This is a genomic window from Aeromonas aquatica (assembly GCF_000764655.1).
Classification (GTDB): domain Bacteria; phylum Pseudomonadota; class Gammaproteobacteria; order Enterobacterales; family Aeromonadaceae; genus Aeromonas; species Aeromonas aquatica.
Genome location: NZ_JRGL01000009.1, coordinates 1 through 17,356, shown reverse-complemented (window position 1 = coordinate 17,356; position 17,356 = coordinate 1). Strand labels below are relative to the sequence as shown.

Sequence of the window (17,356 nt, the reverse complement as noted above, 5' to 3'; positions counted from 1 at the left end):
CATCTGGTCGGCCAGCGCCTCAACAGGCTCACCGGCAAGGGCACCGCCTCTTGCACCCGTTCAAGGGCAATCTGTCCATCATCTGTGCAAGCAAGGAGTCAGCCTGAAGACAGTGTCGTCGGCAAATAACGCCACCTCTCACTACCATGCGGCCTTCAACAGGCCAATAGAATCAACGAGATAACATATTGTTATTTTTTTGTTGCTGTCGCCTTGCGAACTCGGCTGGCCTAACCTAAAAATGTAATCGATTACATTTCACCCACAGGTCGCTGAATGAGCCGAGCCCCCTCCCCCATCAATCCCGTCTCCATGGCCGCCGTGGCGGAGCAGGCCGGGGTGTCGGTCGCCACCGTCTCCCGGGTGCTCAATCAGCAGGAGGGCGTCACCGCCAAGACCAGGGCCAAGGTCGACCAGGCCGTCCACGCGCTCGGCTACAGAGTCAATCATCTGGCCACCAGCCTGCGCACCGCCAAGAGCTGGCTGCTGCTCATCATGGTGCCCGACCTCACCAATCCCTTCTATATCGAGGTCGTGCGCGGCATAGACCGGGTGGCCCGCCAGCACGGCTACTTCGTGCTGCTGTGCGACACCGGCGCCGATCCGGGGCGGGAGCGCTCGGCCTTCGAGCTGTTGCGTACCCACAGAGCCGACGGTGCCATCTGTCTGGATCCCGACTCCATCCAGCAGGGGCTGAGCCAGGAGATCAACGCGCTGCCCTGGGTCGCCTGCTGTGAGTTTGACCCCGCTATGCCGGTTCCCTACGTGGGCATAGATAACCAGGCGGCGGCGGCGGAAGCGATCCGCTATCTGCTGAGCCGGGGCCATCGCCGCATCGCGCTGATAGGCGCAGATCCCGCCTACCTCTACGCCCGCCAGCGTGAGGCCGGGGTGCGCCAGGCCCTGGCAGAGGCCGGACTGCTCCTGGCGGAGGAGTGGAACATCCGGGTCACCAGCTTCAGCTTCCTGGCCGGGGCCGAGGCGGCAAAGCAACTGCTCCGTTGCCCGCACCGCCCGACCGCCATCTTCGCCGTCGCCGATGCCCTGGCCATCGGCCTGATGCACAGCTTGCAAGAGGCGGGCCTGCGCATCCCGGACGACATCGCCATCATGGGCTTTGATGACATCGCCATGAGCGCCCAGCTCAACCCGCCCCTCACCACCATGGCGCAACCCATGGACGAGCTCGGTGCCGAGGCGACCCGTCTGCTGCTGCAGCGCTTGAACGCCCCCGACACCCCGCTGATCGGCCGCCTGCTCCCCCATCGGCTCGTCAGCAGAGGGAGCGCCTGATGCCGCTCACCCCCCTTTGCCAGCCGCCCGACAGTGCCGGGCACAACCGGAGAACCTCATGAGTCTCAGTGTCGAATTTAGCGGCGTCTGCAAGGACTTCGGCCCCATCCGGGTGCTGCACGGGGTCGATTTTGATCTGGCCGCGGGGCGCGTCTACGGCCTGCTGGGGGAGAATGGCGCGGGCAAATCCACCCTGATGAAGATCCTCGCCGGTTACGAGTCGATCAGCGCCGGGGAGATCCGCATCGATGGCGAGGAGCGCCGCTGGACCTCCTCCCGCGAGGCGGAGCAGGCAGGCATAGTGCTGATCCATCAAGAGCTCAACCTGGCCGAGCACCTGACCCTGACCCAGAACCTCTTCCTCGGCCATGAGCTGACCAGGGGCGGCCTGCTGGACGAGCGCACCATGGCGACCCGGGCCCAGCACTATCTGGAGCTGGTCGGGCTGCAACGGGCCCCTGCCACCCGGGTGCGGCAGCTTATCGTCGCGGAGAAGCAGCTGGTGGAGATCGCCAAGGCGCTGTCACGCCAGGCCCGCCTGCTGATCATGGATGAGCCGACCGCCACCCTGACCCCGGGGGAGACGGCGCGGCTGTTCGCCCTCATCGCCAGGCTCAAGGCCCAGGGCACCACCATCATCTACATCTCCCACAAGCTGGACGAGGTCAAGCAGATCACCGACGAGGTGGTGGTCATGCGCGATGGTCGCTTCGTCAGCCGGGGGGAGACGGCGGCCTTCAGCCGCCAGCAGATGGCCAACCTCATGGTGGGGCGCGAGATGTCGGACATGTTCCCCCCCAGGCTCCCGCCCCCGGAAGGCACGGAGATCGCCCTCGCGGTGAGGGGGCTGCACGTCACTGGCTGGGTGGAGAGCCTCGATTTCGAGGTGCGCAGCGGCGAGATCTACGGCTTCGCCGGGCTGGTGGGGGCTGGTCGCACCGAGGCGTTCGAGGCCATCCTGGGTCTGCGTGAGCGCCAGGCTGGCAGCATAGAGCTGGCCGGCAAGGCCGTGCGCATCGACAGCCCGCTCGCCGCCATGCGCCAGGGGCTCACCTATCTGCCGGAGGATCGCAAGGGCAAGGGGCTGCATACCCAGCTCGGGCTGACCGAGAACCTCACCCTGATGACGCTGGCGCGCTATGCCCACCCCTGGCTGGACAAGGGGGCCGAGCGGGCGGCCCTCGACCGCGCCATCACCGATTTCGGCATCAAGGCCAGCTCCCACACTATCCGCGCCCGCATGATGTCGGGGGGCAATCAGCAAAAATTGGCCCTCGCCAAGTTCCTGCACCCGGACCCCAGGGTCATCGTACTCGACGAGCCCACCCGGGGGGTGGATGTCGGTGCCAAGCGTGACATCTATTTCCTGATCCAGCGACTGGCCGCCGAGGGGCGCGCCGTCATCGTCATCTCGAGCGAGCTTATTGAACTGATCGGCCTGTGCCACAGAGTCGCCGTGCTGCGAGCCGGCCGCCTCCAGGCGGTGCTGCCCGCCCATCATCTGACCGAAGAGGAGTTGATCGCCTATGCAACCGGTACCCACTGATACCCGCAAAGAGCGGTTGCTCTCCCTGCTAGCGGAGACGGGCCCGCTGCTGGGGCTGATCCTGCTGTGCCTGCTCGGCGCCCTGCTCAACCCCGACTTCGCCACCCTGGACAACCTGCTCAACGTGCTGACCCGCACCGCCTTCATCGGCATCATAGCGGTGGGCATGACCTTCGTTATCATGTCCGGCGGCATCGATCTCTCGGTCGGCGCCATGGCGGCCCTGATCGCCGGGGCCATGATCCTCATCATGAACCGACTCGGCGCGGGGCCACTGGCGGAGTCTCCCCTGCTGGTGGTGATCATCGGCATCGTGCTGGCCCTGCTGCTCGGCCTGCTGTTCGGGGCCGGTCACGGCCTGCTCATCACCAGCGGCAAGATTGAGCCCTTCATCGTTACCCTCGGCACCCTCGGCATCTTCCGGGCCGTGCTGACCTATCTGGCCGACGGCGGCGCCCTGACCCTGGACGATGCCCTCGGCGACATCTACAGCCCCGTCTATTACGGCAGCCTGCTGGGGATCCCCATTCCGGTCTGGGTCTTCCTGCTGGTGGCGCTGGCCGGGGGCTTGCTGCTCAACCGCACCGCCTTCGGTCGCCATGTGCAGGCCATCGGCTCCAACGAGCAGGTGGCGCGCTACGCCACCATACGGGTCGATCTGGTCAAGCTGCTCAGCTATGCGCTGCTCGGGCTCTGCGTCGGCATCGCCACCCTGCTCTATGTGCCGCGTCTGGGCTCAGCCACCCCCACCACCGGGCTCTTGTGGGAGCTGGAGGCCATCGCCGCCGTGGTGGTGGGCGGCACCTCCCTCAAGGGGGGCGAGGGGCGCATCTTCGGCACCCTGGTGGGCGCCATACTGCTGTCGGTCATCAGCAACATCCTCAATCTGACCAGCATCATCAGTGTTTACCTCAATGCGGCCGTGCAGGGCGTCGTGATCATCATGGTCGCCTTCATGCAGCGCCGACGTTGAGCTTGTGGTGGAAGCAGCAGTAAGACGAGTGGCGAGGGCTCCCCTCGCCGGACAAGGAACGGGCGCAAGCCCAACAGTCAGAGGCTATCAAGATGAACAAGATGCTACACAACTTAACGCTACACACCTTGGGCGCCTGCGCCCTGATGATCGCTGCCGGCAGCGCCTCGGCAGCCGAGAAGATGACCCTGGGGGTCTCCATCCCGACCGCGACCCACAGCTTCACCGCCGGCATCGTCTGGTGGGCCAACAAGGCCAAGGAGGATCTGGAGAAGGCCCACCCCGATCTCAAGGTGATCGTCAAGACCGCCGCCAATGCCCCTGAACAGGCCAACCAGCTGCAGGATCTGCTGACGGTCAACAAGATGGATACGCTGGTCATCTTCCCGTTCGAGTCAGCCTCCCTGACCAAGCCGGTGGCCCAGGTCAAGCAGAAGGGGGTCTATGTCACCGTGGTCGATCGGGGGCTGACCGACACCAGCGCCCAGGATGCCTACGTGGCCGGGGATAACACCGCCTTCGGCAAGCTGCCCGCCGAGTTCATCGCCAAGACCCTCAACGGCAAGGGAGACATAGTCGCCCTGCGCGGCATTCCCACCACCCTGGACAACGAGCGCTTCGATGCCTTCACCGGCGTGATGAAGCAGCATGGGGACATCAAGATCCTCGATGCCAAATACGGCAACTGGAATCGCGATGATGCCTTCAAGGTGATGCAGGACTTCCTGACTCGCTTCAAGCACATCGATGCGGTCTGGGCCGCCGATGACGACATGGCGGTGGGGGTGCTCAAGGCCATCGATCAGGCCAAGCGCACCGACATCAAGCTGGTGTTTGGCGGTGCCGGGGCCAAGGGGGCGATCAAGACCCTGATGGACGGCAGCGATCCTCGCATCCAGGCCAACGTCTCCTACTCCCCCAAGTTCATGTATGACGCCATCATGCTGACCGCAGAGGCCCGCCTCAAGGGCGAGCGCCTGCCGGCCAACACCATCATCCCCTCGGTGCTGATCACCCCGCAGACGGCCAAGGAGTTCTACTTCCCCGACTCCCCGTTCTAAGGGGGAGGCTGGCGACCGGAGGCTCCGGTCGCCAGCCTGTCGTCCTGAGACTCATCCCTCTTCTTATTCAGGAGTGCCCATGAAGACCATCAAGGGACCGGCCATCTTCCTCGCCCAGTTCATGGGGGATCAGCCGCCATTCGATACGCTCACCGGCCTGGCGGACTGGGCCGCCGGCCTCGGCTTTCGCGGCCTGCAACTGCCGACGGACCCGCGCCTGTTCGATCTAACCCTGGCGGCCAACAGCCAGGATTATTGCGACGAGATAAGCGGCCTGCTGGCCGAGCGGGGCTTGGTCATCACCGAGCTCTCCACCCATCTGCAGGGCCAGCTGCTGGCCGTCCACCCCGCCTATGACAGCCTGTTCGATGGCTTCGCCCCGGCGGCGCTGCGCGGCAAGCCTGCCGCCCGCACCCAATGGGCCGCCGACCAGCTCAAGGCGGCCGCCCTCGCCTCCCGCCGGCTCGGGCTCAGCGCCCACGTCACCTTCTCCGGCGCCCTCGCCTGGCCCTATCTCTATCCCTGGCCCCAGCGGCCCGCCGGACTCATTGAGGAGGCCTTCGCCGAGCTGGCCCGGCGCTGGCTCCCCCTGCTGCAGGCCTTTGACGAGGCCGGGGTGGATGTCTGCTACGAGCTGCACCCGGGGGAGGACCTGTTCGATGGCGCCACGCTGGAGCGCTTCCTCGAGGCGACCGGCGAACACCCCAGGGTCAACGTGCTCTACGACCCCAGCCACATGCTGTTGCAGCAGCTCGATTACCTCGCCTTCCTCGACCACTATCACGAACGGGTGCGCGCCTTTCACGTGAAGGATGCCGAGTTCAGGCCCTCGGGGCGCCAGGGGGTCTATGGGGGCTATGCCCCCTGGCTCGGGCGGGCGGGGCGCTTTCGCTCCCTGGGGGATGGCCAGATCGACTTTGGCGCCATCTTCAGCAAGCTCGCCCAGTACGACTACCCCGGTTGGGCCGTGCTGGAGTGGGAGTGCGCCCTCAAGCACCCGCAGGACGGTGCCGCCGAGGGGGCCGACTTCATTCGCAATCATATTATCCGGGTCGCCGAGCGCCCCTTCGATGACTTCGCCGGCAGCGGCCTGGCGCGGGAGGCGGTCAGAAGCCTGCTCGGCCTCGGCGATAGCTTGAGCGGCAGTTCGGGCGGCCAGATGGGAGAGAATAAATGAAGAGACGACTGCGTCTGGGCATGGTCGGCGGCGGCCAGGGGGCCTTCATCGGCGCCGTACACCGGCTGGCCGCCCGCATGGACGATCACTATGAGCTGCTCGCCGCGGCCCTCTCCGCCGATCCCGCCAACGCCCGCTCAAGCGCCCTCGCCCTCGGGCTGGACCCGGCCCGCGCCTACGAGGATTACGCCAAGATGGCCCAGGCGGAGGCGGCCCGGCCCGACGGCATAGAGGTGGTGGCCATCACCACCCCCAACCACCTGCACGCCCCGGTGGCGCGTGCCTTTCTCGAAGCCGGCATCCACGTGATCTGCGACAAGCCGCTGGCGCTGACCCTGGCCGAGGGGGAGGAGCTCGCCCGGCTCGCCCGCCAGCAGCGGCGGCTGTTTGCCCTCACCCACACCTATTCGGGCTACCCCATGGTGCGCCACGCCCGCGAGCTGGTCGCCGCCGGTGAGCTCGGCGAGCTGCGCTACGTGCAGGTGGAGTACCTGCAGGACTGGCTCGCCAACCCCATCCCCCCCGGTCAGAACAAGCAGGCGGACTGGCGGGCCGATCCGGCCCGCGCCGGGCGGGCGGGTTGCCTCGGCGACATCGGCACCCACGCCTACCAGCTGGCGGCCTTCATCACAGGGCAGTTGCCGAGCGAGCTCGCCGCCCTGCTGCACAGCTTCGTGCCGGGGCGGCTGGTGGACGACCATCTGCAGATCTGGTTGCGCTACCCCAACGGGATGCGCGGATCGCTCAACGCCAGCCAGGTCGCCAGCGGCGAGGAGAACCGGCTGCAGATCCGCCTCTATGGCAGCAAGGCCAGTCTGGTCTTTCGCCAGGAGGAGCCGAATCAGCTCTGGCTGACCCCCTTTGGCGGCGCCAGCCAGCGGCTGACCCGGGGCCGGGTGGATAGCCTTGCGGCGCGCCACGCCAGCCGGGTGCCCGCCGGCCACCCCGAGGGCTATCTGGAGGCCTTCGCCCAGCTCTACACGGACGCGGCCCTGCAGATCCACGCTCTGGCGGCCGGGGAGGCGCCGCCCCCCGAGAGCCTGACCCTCACCACGGTCGAGGACGGGGTGGCGGGGATGCGCTTCATCGAAGCCAGCCTGGCCAGTCACGCCGCTGACGGACGTTGGCAGCCGCTCTCCCCCTGACACCGCCATGAGGGAAGCGCCTCGACAGACAAGCCGGACGGCGCCATTCAGCCGGCGCCGTCCGGCTTGCCGTTATCTGTTGTTCCCGCTGTTGCACCCGCTTGCGCTTATACATCCTCATCCCCTTTTCATCGCGGGACACCCCTGCCAGTGGCAGGGCATCACGCTATTTATCAATTAAATATCAGTGATTGATGTTGATCTTTAAGAATATTGCTCTGCCATATGCGGCTCTGGTTCATTGGAAATGGCGGGGTCGCCTGCCCCGCCAAGGGGCCGGCGCAAGGGGCATCCTCACCCACCCGTCCGGCCACCTCATCATCCCGCCCGCCGCACTCTGGCCATCCCCTGCCCCTCATCCTGGCTCGCCAACGTCCTCCCCAGCCGCAGGCAGCGATCGCCGACCTTGTCGGCCAGGGCCTCGTCGTGGGTCACCAGCAGCAGGGCGCAGCCGATCTCGCCGAGCTCTTCCAGCAGGCAGGCCATGGTCAGCTGCTGGCTGAGGGGAATGGCCGGGTCAGGGTGACGAGCAATGCCCCCTCTTTTGCCTCAATCGCTCTGATAGGCGCGCTTTGCAGCACACCCGGCTTGCGCCAGGCCTGCTGCAAGGCAAACGCGACCTGCCCGGCACTCACCTCGCTGCCATCGTGAAAATGGGCCTGGAGGCGCAGCCTGAATTGCCAGATCACGCCATCGTCGGAGTGGGACCAGACAGTGGCCAGCCCGGGTTGAAGCTGGCCCTTGTCATCGGCCTCCACCAGGGTCTCGGCGACCTGCAAGCGGGTAAAGAAGACCCCGTTGCTGGCCGGATCCAGGCTGTGGTCCTCTCAGGGCCCCACCATGGTGAGCGGCTTGCCATGGGCCGCATTCATCCCGACCACCAGAGCCAGCGATATCCATCCTGCATAGCTGTATTTCTTTGTCATCCCGTCCATCCAAACGAAAATCATTACCAACAACGAACATCATTTGTTATAACATAACAAATAAATCCGATGGAACTATTTTCTTGTCTTCGATTGATATGGATGTGGGGAGCAAAAGGCGATCACAGAGGCCAGCATGACCAATCACAAGGGGCATTCGCCGTGTGGGAAAGTAGATTTTTTGCTGTGACAATCAGAACAAAAAGCAATAAAAAGGCCCCTTCTCGGGGCCTTCTTTCACTCAGCGGGTCATCATCTGCTGCACCCGTTTGGCCGCCTCTTCCGGCGTCTCTTCCTTGCGCGGCGGGATGGTGATGCCCTTCTGGCAAGCAGGGCGCGCATCCAGTCTGGCCATCCAGGCCTGCAGATGAGTCAGCCCCTCGATGGAGATGCCGCTCCAGTCATAGATCCGCACCCAGGGCCAGGTGGCGATGTCGGCGATGCTGTACTCGTCCGCCAGATACTCGTGATGAGCCAGGTGACTGTCGAGCACCTCGAACAGGCGACGCCCCTCCTTCTGGTAGCGCTCGATGGCCGCCGGGATCTTCTCGGGGAAGTAGCGATAGAAGACGTTGGCCTGCCCCATCATGGGACCCACCCCCCCCATCTGGAACATCAGCCACTGGATCGCCTGGGAGCGGCGCTTGGGATCTTGCGGCAGCAATTTGCCCGCCTTCTCTGCCAGATAGAGCAGGATGGCACCGGACTCGAACACGGCGAAGTTACCGTTATCCCGATCGACGATGGCCGGAATGCGGCCGTTCGGGTTGATCGCCAGGAAATCGGGTTTCTTCTGATCCAGCGCCGACAGATCGAGGGGGATCACCCGGTAGGGCAGTCCCAGCTCTTCGAGGGCAATGGTGACCTTGAAGCCATTAGGGGTGGCGGCGGTGTAGAGATCGATCATGATGGACTCCTTGTGATTCAGGCCTTGGCGCTGGGACGGGCACTGACCCGCTCGTGCCAGGCCTGCAAATGAAACTGGGTCGGGGCTATGCGCAAGTCTACGACCTTGCCAAAGTCGATGGTGCACAGGGCCAGAATGTCGGCGATGGTGAAGCGCTCACCAGCGATATAGGGGACCTTTGCGAGGCGGGCGTCCAGCTTGTCAAACCACGTCTGGGCGTTCCTTTTGCACTCCTCGCCCCACTCGGGGAAGGTGGTCTCCCTGTCCTTGTAAAACCCCGTGATGTGGCGAAACGCCATGCCGGTGGGCAGCCAGAGATTGAACTCGATGAAGCGGCTCCACATCTCTATGGTTGCCCGCTCCAGCGGTGTGCTGCCAAACAGATTCGGTGTGGGATGAAGCTCTTCAAAATAACGACAGATGGCCAGAGTCTCGCTGATATGGGTGCCGTCATCGAGCTCAAGCACCGGGATGCGTCCCGCCGGATTCTTGGCCAGAAACGCTGGACTCAGATTCTCGCCGGCTCCCAGATCCACTTGCTGGTAGGCCATCTCGACCCCCTTCTCCGCCAGAAACATCCTGACCCGGCGGGCGTTGGGGGCACGTCTCAACTCATACACCTTCATCTCATTCTCCGTGGACAGGGCGTTCGTTTGTCATCATCGTGCAAAATCTCGGGCATGGACGCGATCAGGACGGCGCAATATCGGTCTGTTATGACAAATATTGCGCCGTTTGAATAGTCCAGCATCAGGAACAGAGGTTAGTTGCGCAGACCCAGAGGTTAGTTGCGCAGACCCAGAGGTTGGCGCTGTCGCAGCAGGGTGAGACGGGAGAGGAGCGGAAAATAGGACTCAAGCTTGCTCTGCAGGATGTGGCTGCAGGCGGGATCCGCCAGCGCCGCCTCATCCAGTACTATACCATTGGAAACAAAGTAGAAACGCGGATCCCTGACGTCCGGCCCCTGAGGAAGACTGTCATCCAGGCGGTGCACCAGCAGCGGCAATACGGGTAATCCCAGGGGATCGCCGCTGGCTGACCAGGCCAACTCGGGCCAAGTGTCATCATCCCCTTCCAGCAACAAGATGGCCGCCTCTTCCTTCGACGGTTGCCATTGGCCTGGCTGCGCGACCCGCACCTCGCTGAAATAGTCCCCATATCCGCTGGAGGCTCGCAGCGCAGCCAGCACACCCAGGGTCGTCGCGGCTGACGGTTTTTGACTGACTAATGACAGATTCATGGTTCATATCCCTATGCTCACCGCAGCCTGTTATTCGACTGCCGCAGTAAGACTAGACCAAAAAGAGTCTTTATTGGAGCCGTCAGATCTGGCAGTCGCCCCCGGTGCTGCCATGCGGATAACGGTTGCCATTCCGGAATATCTTGGTAAGATACCGCGTCCTTTTATCCCCCGTTCTTTAACATCCAGTGGTGAACCTATGCATCCGATGCTGAATATCGCCGTGCGCGCTGCGCGCAACGCCGGTCAAGTTGTAGTAAAAGCCTTCTCCCAGCCTGAGAACATCGAGGCTATCCAGAAAGGCAGCCATGACTTCGTGACCAACGTTGACCGTGAAGCCGAAGCGGCCATCATTCATACCATCAAAAAATCTTACCCGGAACACAGCATCGTGGCTGAAGAGTCTGGTGAGATCGCCGGTACCAATCCGGATTACCAATGGATCATCGACCCACTGGATGGCACGACCAACCTGGTCAAAGGCATTCCGCACTTTGCCGTCTCCATCGCCCTGCGCGTCAAGGGCAAGACCGAACAAGCCGTCGTCTACGACCCGATCCGCGATGAGCTGTTTACCTCTACCCGTGGTAATGGCGCCCAGCTGAACGGCTACCGCATCCGTGTGGGCAAGGCCAAAGAGATGGCCGGCACCGTGCTGGCGACCGGTTTCCCGTTCAAGCAGAAGCACCACATCGAACCTTACCTGAAGATGTTCCAGAGCATGTTCATCGAGTGTGCCGACATCCGCCGTGCCGGTGCCCCTGCGCTGGATCTGGCCTATGTGGCCGCCGGTCGCATCGACGGCTACTGGGAAATCGGCCTGAAGCCCTGGGAAAGCGCAGCCGGTGAGCTGCTGGCCAAGGAAGCCGGCGCCATCGTCACCGACTTCGTGGGTGGTCACAACTACGAGAACTCCGGCAACATCGTGGTCGCCAACCCGCGCGTCCTCAAAGAGATGCTCGGCAAGATCCGCGAGAACCTGCCGGAATCGTTGGCTAAATAACTGACCAGATAAGCCCGCGTTATCGTGAAAAAAATGCCAGTCGGCCCAGCCGACTGGCATTTTTTATACCCGTAAATCAGGGAGGAGGGACGACCACTATGGCAGGAGATGCGGGAGATGGCCCCTGGAATGCAGTGCAATATGTCACCACCGAAATGTTTTACAACATAAGACGATACTAAAACGTGACAAGGCAGCAGGGTTCGCTGCCTATTAGATGGTGCCGTTGCGGCCCATGTTGATCACCACTCGCCGGTTCTTGGCACGGCCGCCTTCCGTCTCGTTGGAGGCCACGTGCTGCTTCTCGCCGTGCCCCTCCACCGAGATCTTGCCCTCCTCTATCCCTAGGTCCACGAACACCTGCTTGATGGCATCGGCGCGCTTCTCGGACAGTTTCTGGTTGGGCCAGCGCCCGCCGTAGCTGTCGCTGTAGGCGTCGATCACCACCACGTCGATACTCTTGTCCGCCTTCACGTAGTCACCGATCATCGCCAGCCGCCGCTTGGAGGCCGGTGACAGGGCATCGCTGTTCTTGTCGTAGGAGAGCACGCTGAAGGCGATGTCGTTGAAGCTGTAGGGCAGCAGACCGCTCAGGCAATCCATGAAGGCCTGGTATTTGACCCTGAAATTAACCGAGGAGAGGGACACCCGCACCGGCCTGTCCTGGCGATACCAGTCGCGGTACTGGAAGGTCGGCATGCGCCCCCCCTCCAGCTCGTCCAGCATGGTCCAGGCGGTCTGTCCGGCCACCAGACCATCAAACTGCTGGTATAGCTGCAGCTGGCTGATCTCCCGGCCCGCCACGCCCGGTCGCCAGATGGGCGGCATGATGCCGAGGCTCACCCGCTGGGTGCGTGCCTGGGGGCGCTGCCCCTTCAATTCGAAGTCCAGGTTGATCTTGCGACCGGCGCGGCTGACGAAGGCCCCGGTTCCCCAGCGGGGAATGGGGTGCTCGAGGCGACATTCGATCTGGCTGTCCGAGGTCAACCGCCAGACGGATTGATCCAGGCCGGCACCAAATTCGGTGACCCCCGCCTGCAATTGCATACTCACGGATATGCTGACCAACCCTAACACCCAAGCATTCAACGGCTTGCCCTCCATACGATCTCGGATTAACTATCGGCAGGGGGATGGCAAGCTTTAGCAACAAAGCGGGGAAAGTCGGGCATGGCCGCATCGGGCCCATCGCGGGGTCCCAAGACCCATGGTGCGGGCCGGCGGCATGACGCTGGAATGAACCGCCTCATCGCGCGGGTGGGACAAGGCCGTGCTTTTTTGCCATAATGCGCGCCTTACTTTATGCCGACCGAGATACCATGACCGACGCCGTTCACACCCTCAAGGGCCGCTTTCGTGGCTTTTACCCCGTCGTCATCGATGTTGAAACCGCCGGGTTCAATGCCAGCACCGACGCCTTGCTGGAGATCGCCGCCTATACCCTCAAGATGGATGAGCAGGGCTGGCTCATGCCCGATCAGATCTTCCACTTTCATGTGGAGCCATTCGAAGGTGCCAACCTGGAGAAGGCCGCGCTGGAATTCACCGGCATCGACCCCTTCAACCCGCTGCGCGGCGCCGTCAGCGAGAAAGAGGCGCTGACCGAGATCTTCAAGGGGGTGCGCAAGGGCATGAAGGAGCAGGATTGCGGCCGGGCCATCATCGTCGCCCACAACGCCACCTTCGATCACGGTTTCGTGACCGCCGCCGCCGAGCGTGCCGGCCTCAAGCGCAATCCGTTCCACCCCTTCGCCACCTTCGATACCGCCGCCCTCTCGGGCCTGGCGTTGGGGCAGACGGTGCTGGCCAAGGCGTGCCAGAGCGCCCGCATTCCGTTTGACAATAAAGAGGCGCACTCCGCCCTCTATGACACCGAACGCACCACCGAGCTGTTCTGTCACATCGTCAATCGCTGGAAAAGCCTGGGTGGCTGGCCGCCGGCCAACCCGGATGAGATGCCCGCAGAGGAGGCGGATGCCTGAGGGCATCCAGACCCCGCCCAAACAGGCTGCCCCATGGCAGCCTGTTTGCTGTCTATCGGGGCAAAAAAGAGAGGCTGTGGCGACCAGGCTGGTTTGACCAGAAGCCAGTATTGGCGCGGCTGGCAGACCAAATCCCGGCGCCGATCAACTTTGTGCCACAAGATGCTGCCCGATAGCCTTTTTGCCTGATTTTTTACTAGACATTTGTCACGTTTTTCGCAAACTAGCTGCCTTTCAGAAGACAGACAGCAATAGAAACTATAAGGAAAACAAATGAATCCTGTTGTTATCGCGGTGGCGCTGATGCTGGTGCTCAGCCTGCTGCGGATCAATGTGGTGGTCTCCCTCGCCATCGGCGCCATCGTCGGCGGCCTGATCGGCGGGCTCTCACTGGAGCATACCCTCAGCACCTTCACCGGTGGCCTGGGTGGTGGTGCCGAGATCGCCCTCTCCTACGCCATGCTGGGGGCCTTCGCGGTCGCCATCTCCCGCTCCGGGATCACCGATCTGCTGGCCCGCAAGGTGATAAGCCAGCTGGGGAAAGATGCCAGCAGCTCGCGCATCCTCTGGGTCAAGAGCCTGCTGCTCACCTCGGTACTGGGGGTATCAATCTCCTCCCAGAACCTGATCCCGGTGCACATCGCCTTCATCCCCATCCTGATCCCGCCGCTGTTGCACGTCATGGCCCAGATGCAGATCGATCGCCGTCAGGTGGCCTGCGTCATCACCTTCGGCCTGACCGCGACCTACATGCTGTTGCCGGTCGGCTTTGGTGGCATCTTCCTCAACAACATCCTGGCCAAGAACCTGATCGACAACGGCGTGCCGGTGGAGCACAGCCAGCTGCCGCTGGCCATGGCCATTCCGGTGCTCGGCATGTTCATCGGCCTGCTGATCGCGGTCTTCTTCAGCTATCGCAAGCCGCGCCAATATGATCTGGATAAGATCCTGGCCGCCGAGCCGGAGACGGTGGAGCTCAACCTCAACCACATCTGGGTGGCCCTGCTGGCCATCGCCGTGGCACTGGGGCTGCAGTTGATGACCAACAGCATCGTACTGGGTGCGCTGGCGGGCTTCGTCATCTTCACCTGTGGCGGCGTCATCAAGTTTCGCGAGAGCCAGGATGCCTTCACCCAGGGCGTGCGTATGATGTCCCTCATCGGCTTCATCATGATCTCCGCCGCCGGCTTCGCCGCCGTGATGAAAGAGACCCACGGGGTGGAGAGCCTGGTACAGGCCGTCTCCGGGGTGATCGGCGATCAGAAGGGCCTGGCCGCCTTCCTGATGCTGCTGGTGGGCCTGCTCATCACCATGGGGATAGGCTCCTCCTTCTCCACCGTGCCCATCATCGCCACCATCTATGTGCCGCTGTGCATCCACCTCGGTTTCTCCCCCCTGGCGACCATCGCCCTGGTGGGAACCGCCGGCGCACTGGGGGATGCGGGCTCCCCCGCCTCCGACTCGACCCTGGGCCCCACCTCGGGCCTCAATGCCGACGGTCAGCACGATCATATCTGGGACAGCGTGGTGCCCACCTTCATCCACTACAACATCCCGCTCATCATCTTCGGCTGGATTGCCGCCATGGTGCTCTGAGTCGGCGACAGTCACTGCATGCAAAAGGCGACCTCAGGGTCGCCTTTCTCGTCTCTGTGTCTCTGAAGTATCGTGCCACCTCATGAGGCAATCGGGCCTGCCCCCTTGCTGACCACCCCAAGGAGCAGCGCGAGCAAGGCCAGCACCAACCCGACGCCCCCCACTCCGACCCAGCTCCCCTGTTGCCAGGCCAGCATGGCGAGGCTCGAGCCGAGCGTGCCCCCGAGGAACATGCCCGTCATGAATAGGGTGTTCACCCGCCCCCTCGCCTCCTCCCGCAGGCCGTAGATCAGTTGTTGATGGGCGATGAGGGCACTCTGTACCCCCAGATCCAGCAATATGACCCCCAGAGCCAACCCGAGCAGGGAGTGCCATGCCTCGAAGCAGATCCAGGCCAGCACCACCAGCAAGGCTCCGACCAGCACCACTGATCTCGCCCCCCGCCGGTCGGCCATCCGCCCGGCCAGCGGCGCGGCCACGACCCCTGCGACCCCGATCACCCCGAACAGGCCTGCGACCTCGGCCCCGAGCCGGTATTCGGGAGCCGCGAGGTAGAAAGCCAGCACAGTCCAGAAGGCGCTGAAGGAGGCAAACAGCAGGGCCTGGGTCAGGGTCGCCCGGCGCAGGCTGGGCTCCTCACGCCACAAGCCGACGAGCGAGCGCAGCAGCCTGGCATAACTCAGGTTGGCGCGCGGCAAGCCAAGGGGGATCGTTCTGGCCATCAACAGCGCCCCCAACAGGGCCAATGGCACCCCGAGCCAGAACATGGCGCGCCAGCTGCCATAGGCCGTGATGACGCCCGCCAGGGTACGACTGAGCAGGATCCCGCCGAGCAACCCACTCATCACGCTGCCGACCACAGCACCCCGTCTGGCGGGTGTTGCCAGGGTCGCCGCCACCGGCACTATCTGCTGGGCCGCCGTGGCGCCTATGCCAAGCAGCACAGAGGCCAACATCAGCATGCCGGGGCCGGTGGCCATGGCCGCCAGCAGGGAGGCCAGCGCGATCAGCACAAACTGCCCCACGATGAGCCAGCGACGCACCAGCACATCCCCGAGCGGCACCAGCAACAACAGGCCGGCGGCATAGCCGAGCTGGGTCAGCATGGCGATCATGGGAATGGCGGACTGGCCGGGAAAATCCTGCGCCATCACCGCCAGCATGGGCTGGTTGTAGTAGATGTTGGCCACCGCCACGCCACACGACAGCGCCATGGCGAAGACAAGCCCGGGGCTGAGCAAGGTTGCTGACGCCCTGGTTGGCTGGGTGGATACAGATGCACTCATGTGGTTATCCTCATGGCTGATTGAACGCCGTGCCAGGCACGGTCTGGATGAGCACAGCCTAAACATGAGCGGGGCACGGCGGTAGCAGGCCCGGCGCGATAACAGCTATTCCAGAGGGGAATGGGCTGCCAGCTGTAGATCGGGCAGGCTGGCCACGAACGCCACGAAGGCGCGGGACTTGGCACTGAGCTGGCGACCGGCGGGAAACAGGGCCCACAGCTCGAGCCGGGGCAACTGCCAGTCGGCAAGGATGGGCACGACCTCCCCCCTGGCCAGCTCTGGAGCAAACATCCACTCGGAGCTGACGGCCAGCCCCATGCCCGCCAGCACGGCGGCGCGCATGCCCTCGGCGGCGGAGACCGTCAGTCGTCCGCGCCCGGCAAATGCGATCTGCTCCTCCCCCCGACAGAACAACCACTGCTGGCCCAGACCGGGTTTGGGGCTGTAGATCACCAAGTCATGCTCCTGCAGATCCTGGGGTGACGTCGGCATACCCCTGGCCGCCAGATAGGCCGGCGTGCCCAGAACCCGCCGCGCGCAGTGGGACAAGCGGCGGGCAACCAGCGCCGAGTCCGCCTGCTCCCCGAGCCGCAGGGCGACGTCGATCCCGGCCGAGATGAGATCGACGTTGCCATCGTCCAGCAGGATCTCGATCTCGAGCCCGGGATGAGCGCCCATAAATGCGGTCAGATGGGGGATGATGTGCAAACGGGCGAAGGTGACAGGGGCACTCACCCGCAGGCGACCGCTCAGCTCACCGCGGCACTGCGCCACCATGGCATCCGCCTCCCTGATGTCATCGAGGATCTGCCTGGCGCGCTGATAGTAGGCTTCTCCTGCCTCGGTCGGGGTCAGGCCACGGGTCGAGCGCAGCAAGAGCCGGCTGCCAAGCTGCGCCTCCAGCTGGGCTATCTGCTTGGACACCGCAGGCTGACCCAGGCTCAGCCGGCGGGCCACCGCCGAGAAGGATCCCGTCTCCACCGCCAGCACGAAGACCTCCATCGCCCCTAATCGATCCATCCGTCCATCCTCCGTCAATGCCGCTCACATGACGGCTTGCAGCCCACCGCCGACGCTCCAGTGGCACAAGGTAGCACCCTGCCCCCCATCGGCTCCACTCCTATACCATCAAGGCAGTGGCCAGAAGGGGGAAGCCGCGAGGAAACATCGGGCCGAACCGGTCAAAATCATCTTTTCACTTTAATGCGTGTCTAGTCCTGA

General features: G+C 63.7%; 17 protein-coding genes. 9 read left to right on the top strand and 8 right to left on the bottom strand.

What is annotated here, in order from left to right:
* Nucleotides 1–276: 276 nt before the first annotated feature.
* From LG30_RS0102115 to LG30_RS0102090, 6 genes are all read left to right on the top strand, one after another.
* Nucleotides 277–1,293, top strand: a complete 1,017-nt coding sequence (locus LG30_RS0102115; protein WP_052100810.1) for a LacI family DNA-binding transcriptional regulator — start codon at nt 277–279, stop codon at nt 1,291–1,293.
* 58 nt (nt 1,294–1,351) lie between these two features.
* Nucleotides 1,352–2,839, top strand: a complete 1,488-nt coding sequence (locus LG30_RS0102110; RefSeq protein WP_033129065.1) for a sugar ABC transporter ATP-binding protein — start codon at nt 1,352–1,354, stop codon at nt 2,837–2,839.
* Nucleotides 2,820–3,812, top strand: a complete 993-nt coding sequence (locus LG30_RS0102105) for an ABC transporter permease (protein WP_033129064.1) — start codon at nt 2,820–2,822, stop codon at nt 3,810–3,812. The genes LG30_RS0102110 and LG30_RS0102105 overlap by 20 nt, the downstream gene beginning before the upstream one ends.
* A 92-nt stretch (nt 3,813–3,904) precedes the next feature.
* Entirely contained in the window at nt 3,905–4,873 is a 969-nt protein-coding gene (locus LG30_RS0102100) for a substrate-binding domain-containing protein (RefSeq protein ID WP_033129063.1), read from the top strand.
* Nucleotides 4,874–4,952: 79 nt separating this feature from the next.
* Complete coding sequence (locus LG30_RS0102095; protein WP_052100809.1) at nt 4,953–6,050, top strand: sugar phosphate isomerase/epimerase family protein; 1,098 nt, start codon at nt 4,953–4,955, stop codon at nt 6,048–6,050.
* Complete coding sequence (locus LG30_RS0102090) at nt 6,047–7,195, top strand: Gfo/Idh/MocA family protein (RefSeq protein WP_033129062.1); 1,149 nt, start codon at nt 6,047–6,049, stop codon at nt 7,193–7,195. Before LG30_RS0102095 ends, LG30_RS0102090 begins: the two co-directional genes overlap by 4 nt.
* Before the next feature lie 318 nt (nt 7,196–7,513).
* On the opposite strand, the gene LG30_RS21250 is transcribed toward LG30_RS0102090, so the two are convergent.
* The 5 genes from LG30_RS21250 to LG30_RS0102070 all read right to left on the bottom strand — a co-directional run bounded on the left by LG30_RS21250 (nt 7,514) and on the right by LG30_RS0102070 (nt 10,268).
* Nucleotides 7,514–7,681, bottom strand: a complete 168-nt coding sequence (locus LG30_RS21250; RefSeq protein ID WP_238566365.1) for a hypothetical protein — start codon at nt 7,679–7,681, stop codon at nt 7,514–7,516.
* A 2-nt stretch (nt 7,682–7,683) separates the two neighbouring features.
* On the bottom strand, nt 7,684–7,974 hold the full coding sequence (locus LG30_RS0102085; RefSeq protein WP_033129061.1) for an ABC transporter substrate-binding protein: 291 nt from the start codon (nt 7,972–7,974) through the stop codon (nt 7,684–7,686).
* Nucleotides 7,975–8,362: 388 nt separating this feature from the next.
* Complete coding sequence (locus LG30_RS0102080; RefSeq protein WP_033129060.1) at nt 8,363–9,028, bottom strand: glutathione S-transferase family protein; 666 nt, start codon at nt 9,026–9,028, stop codon at nt 8,363–8,365.
* A gap of 17 nt (nt 9,029–9,045) precedes the next feature.
* A complete protein-coding gene (locus LG30_RS0102075) occupies nt 9,046–9,654 on the bottom strand; it encodes a glutathione S-transferase family protein (protein WP_033129059.1) in 609 nt (202 codons plus the stop codon).
* A gap of 158 nt (nt 9,655–9,812) precedes the next feature.
* Nucleotides 9,813–10,268, bottom strand: a complete 456-nt coding sequence (locus LG30_RS0102070; RefSeq protein ID WP_033129058.1) for a hypothetical protein — start codon at nt 10,266–10,268, stop codon at nt 9,813–9,815.
* 199 nt (nt 10,269–10,467) lie between these two features.
* Between LG30_RS0102070 and suhB the strand changes: the two genes are divergently transcribed.
* The gene (gene suhB / locus LG30_RS0102065) at nt 10,468–11,271 is read left to right on the top strand and encodes an inositol-1-monophosphatase (RefSeq protein WP_033129057.1); all 804 of its coding nucleotides are present in this window, start codon (nt 10,468–10,470) and stop codon (nt 11,269–11,271) included.
* Between the two features lie 213 nt (nt 11,272–11,484).
* Here the strand turns inward: suhB and LG30_RS0102060 are convergent, their stop codons facing one another.
* The gene (locus LG30_RS0102060) at nt 11,485–12,360 is read right to left on the bottom strand and encodes a flagellar protein MotY (protein ID WP_033129056.1); all 876 of its coding nucleotides are present in this window, start codon (nt 12,358–12,360) and stop codon (nt 11,485–11,487) included.
* A gap of 230 nt (nt 12,361–12,590) precedes the next feature.
* Here LG30_RS0102060 and rnt point away from each other — a divergent pair, with 230 nt between their 5' ends.
* Nucleotides 12,591–13,253: a ribonuclease T gene (gene rnt / locus LG30_RS0102055; RefSeq protein WP_033129055.1), complete on the top strand. Its 663-nt coding sequence runs from the start codon at nt 12,591–12,593 to the stop codon at nt 13,251–13,253.
* Between the two features lie 273 nt (nt 13,254–13,526).
* Nucleotides 13,527–14,849 carry a Na+/H+ antiporter family protein gene (locus LG30_RS0102050; protein WP_033129054.1) on the top strand — a complete coding sequence of 441 codons (1,323 nt, stop codon included), beginning with the start codon at nt 13,527–13,529 and terminating at the stop codon, nt 14,847–14,849.
* A gap of 80 nt (nt 14,850–14,929) precedes the next feature.
* On the opposite strand, the gene LG30_RS0102045 is transcribed toward LG30_RS0102050, so the two are convergent.
* Together LG30_RS0102045 and LG30_RS0102040 are read right to left on the bottom strand one after the other, a co-directional pair.
* Nucleotides 14,930–16,135 (bottom strand): MFS transporter, encoded by a 1,206-nt coding sequence (locus LG30_RS0102045; RefSeq protein ID WP_033129053.1) that lies wholly within the window; start codon nt 16,133–16,135, stop codon nt 14,930–14,932.
* 105 nt (nt 16,136–16,240) lie between these two features.
* Nucleotides 16,241–17,155, bottom strand: a complete 915-nt coding sequence (locus LG30_RS0102040) for a LysR family transcriptional regulator (RefSeq protein WP_033129052.1) — start codon at nt 17,153–17,155, stop codon at nt 16,241–16,243.
* Between the last annotated feature and the right edge of the window lie 201 nt (nt 17,156–17,356).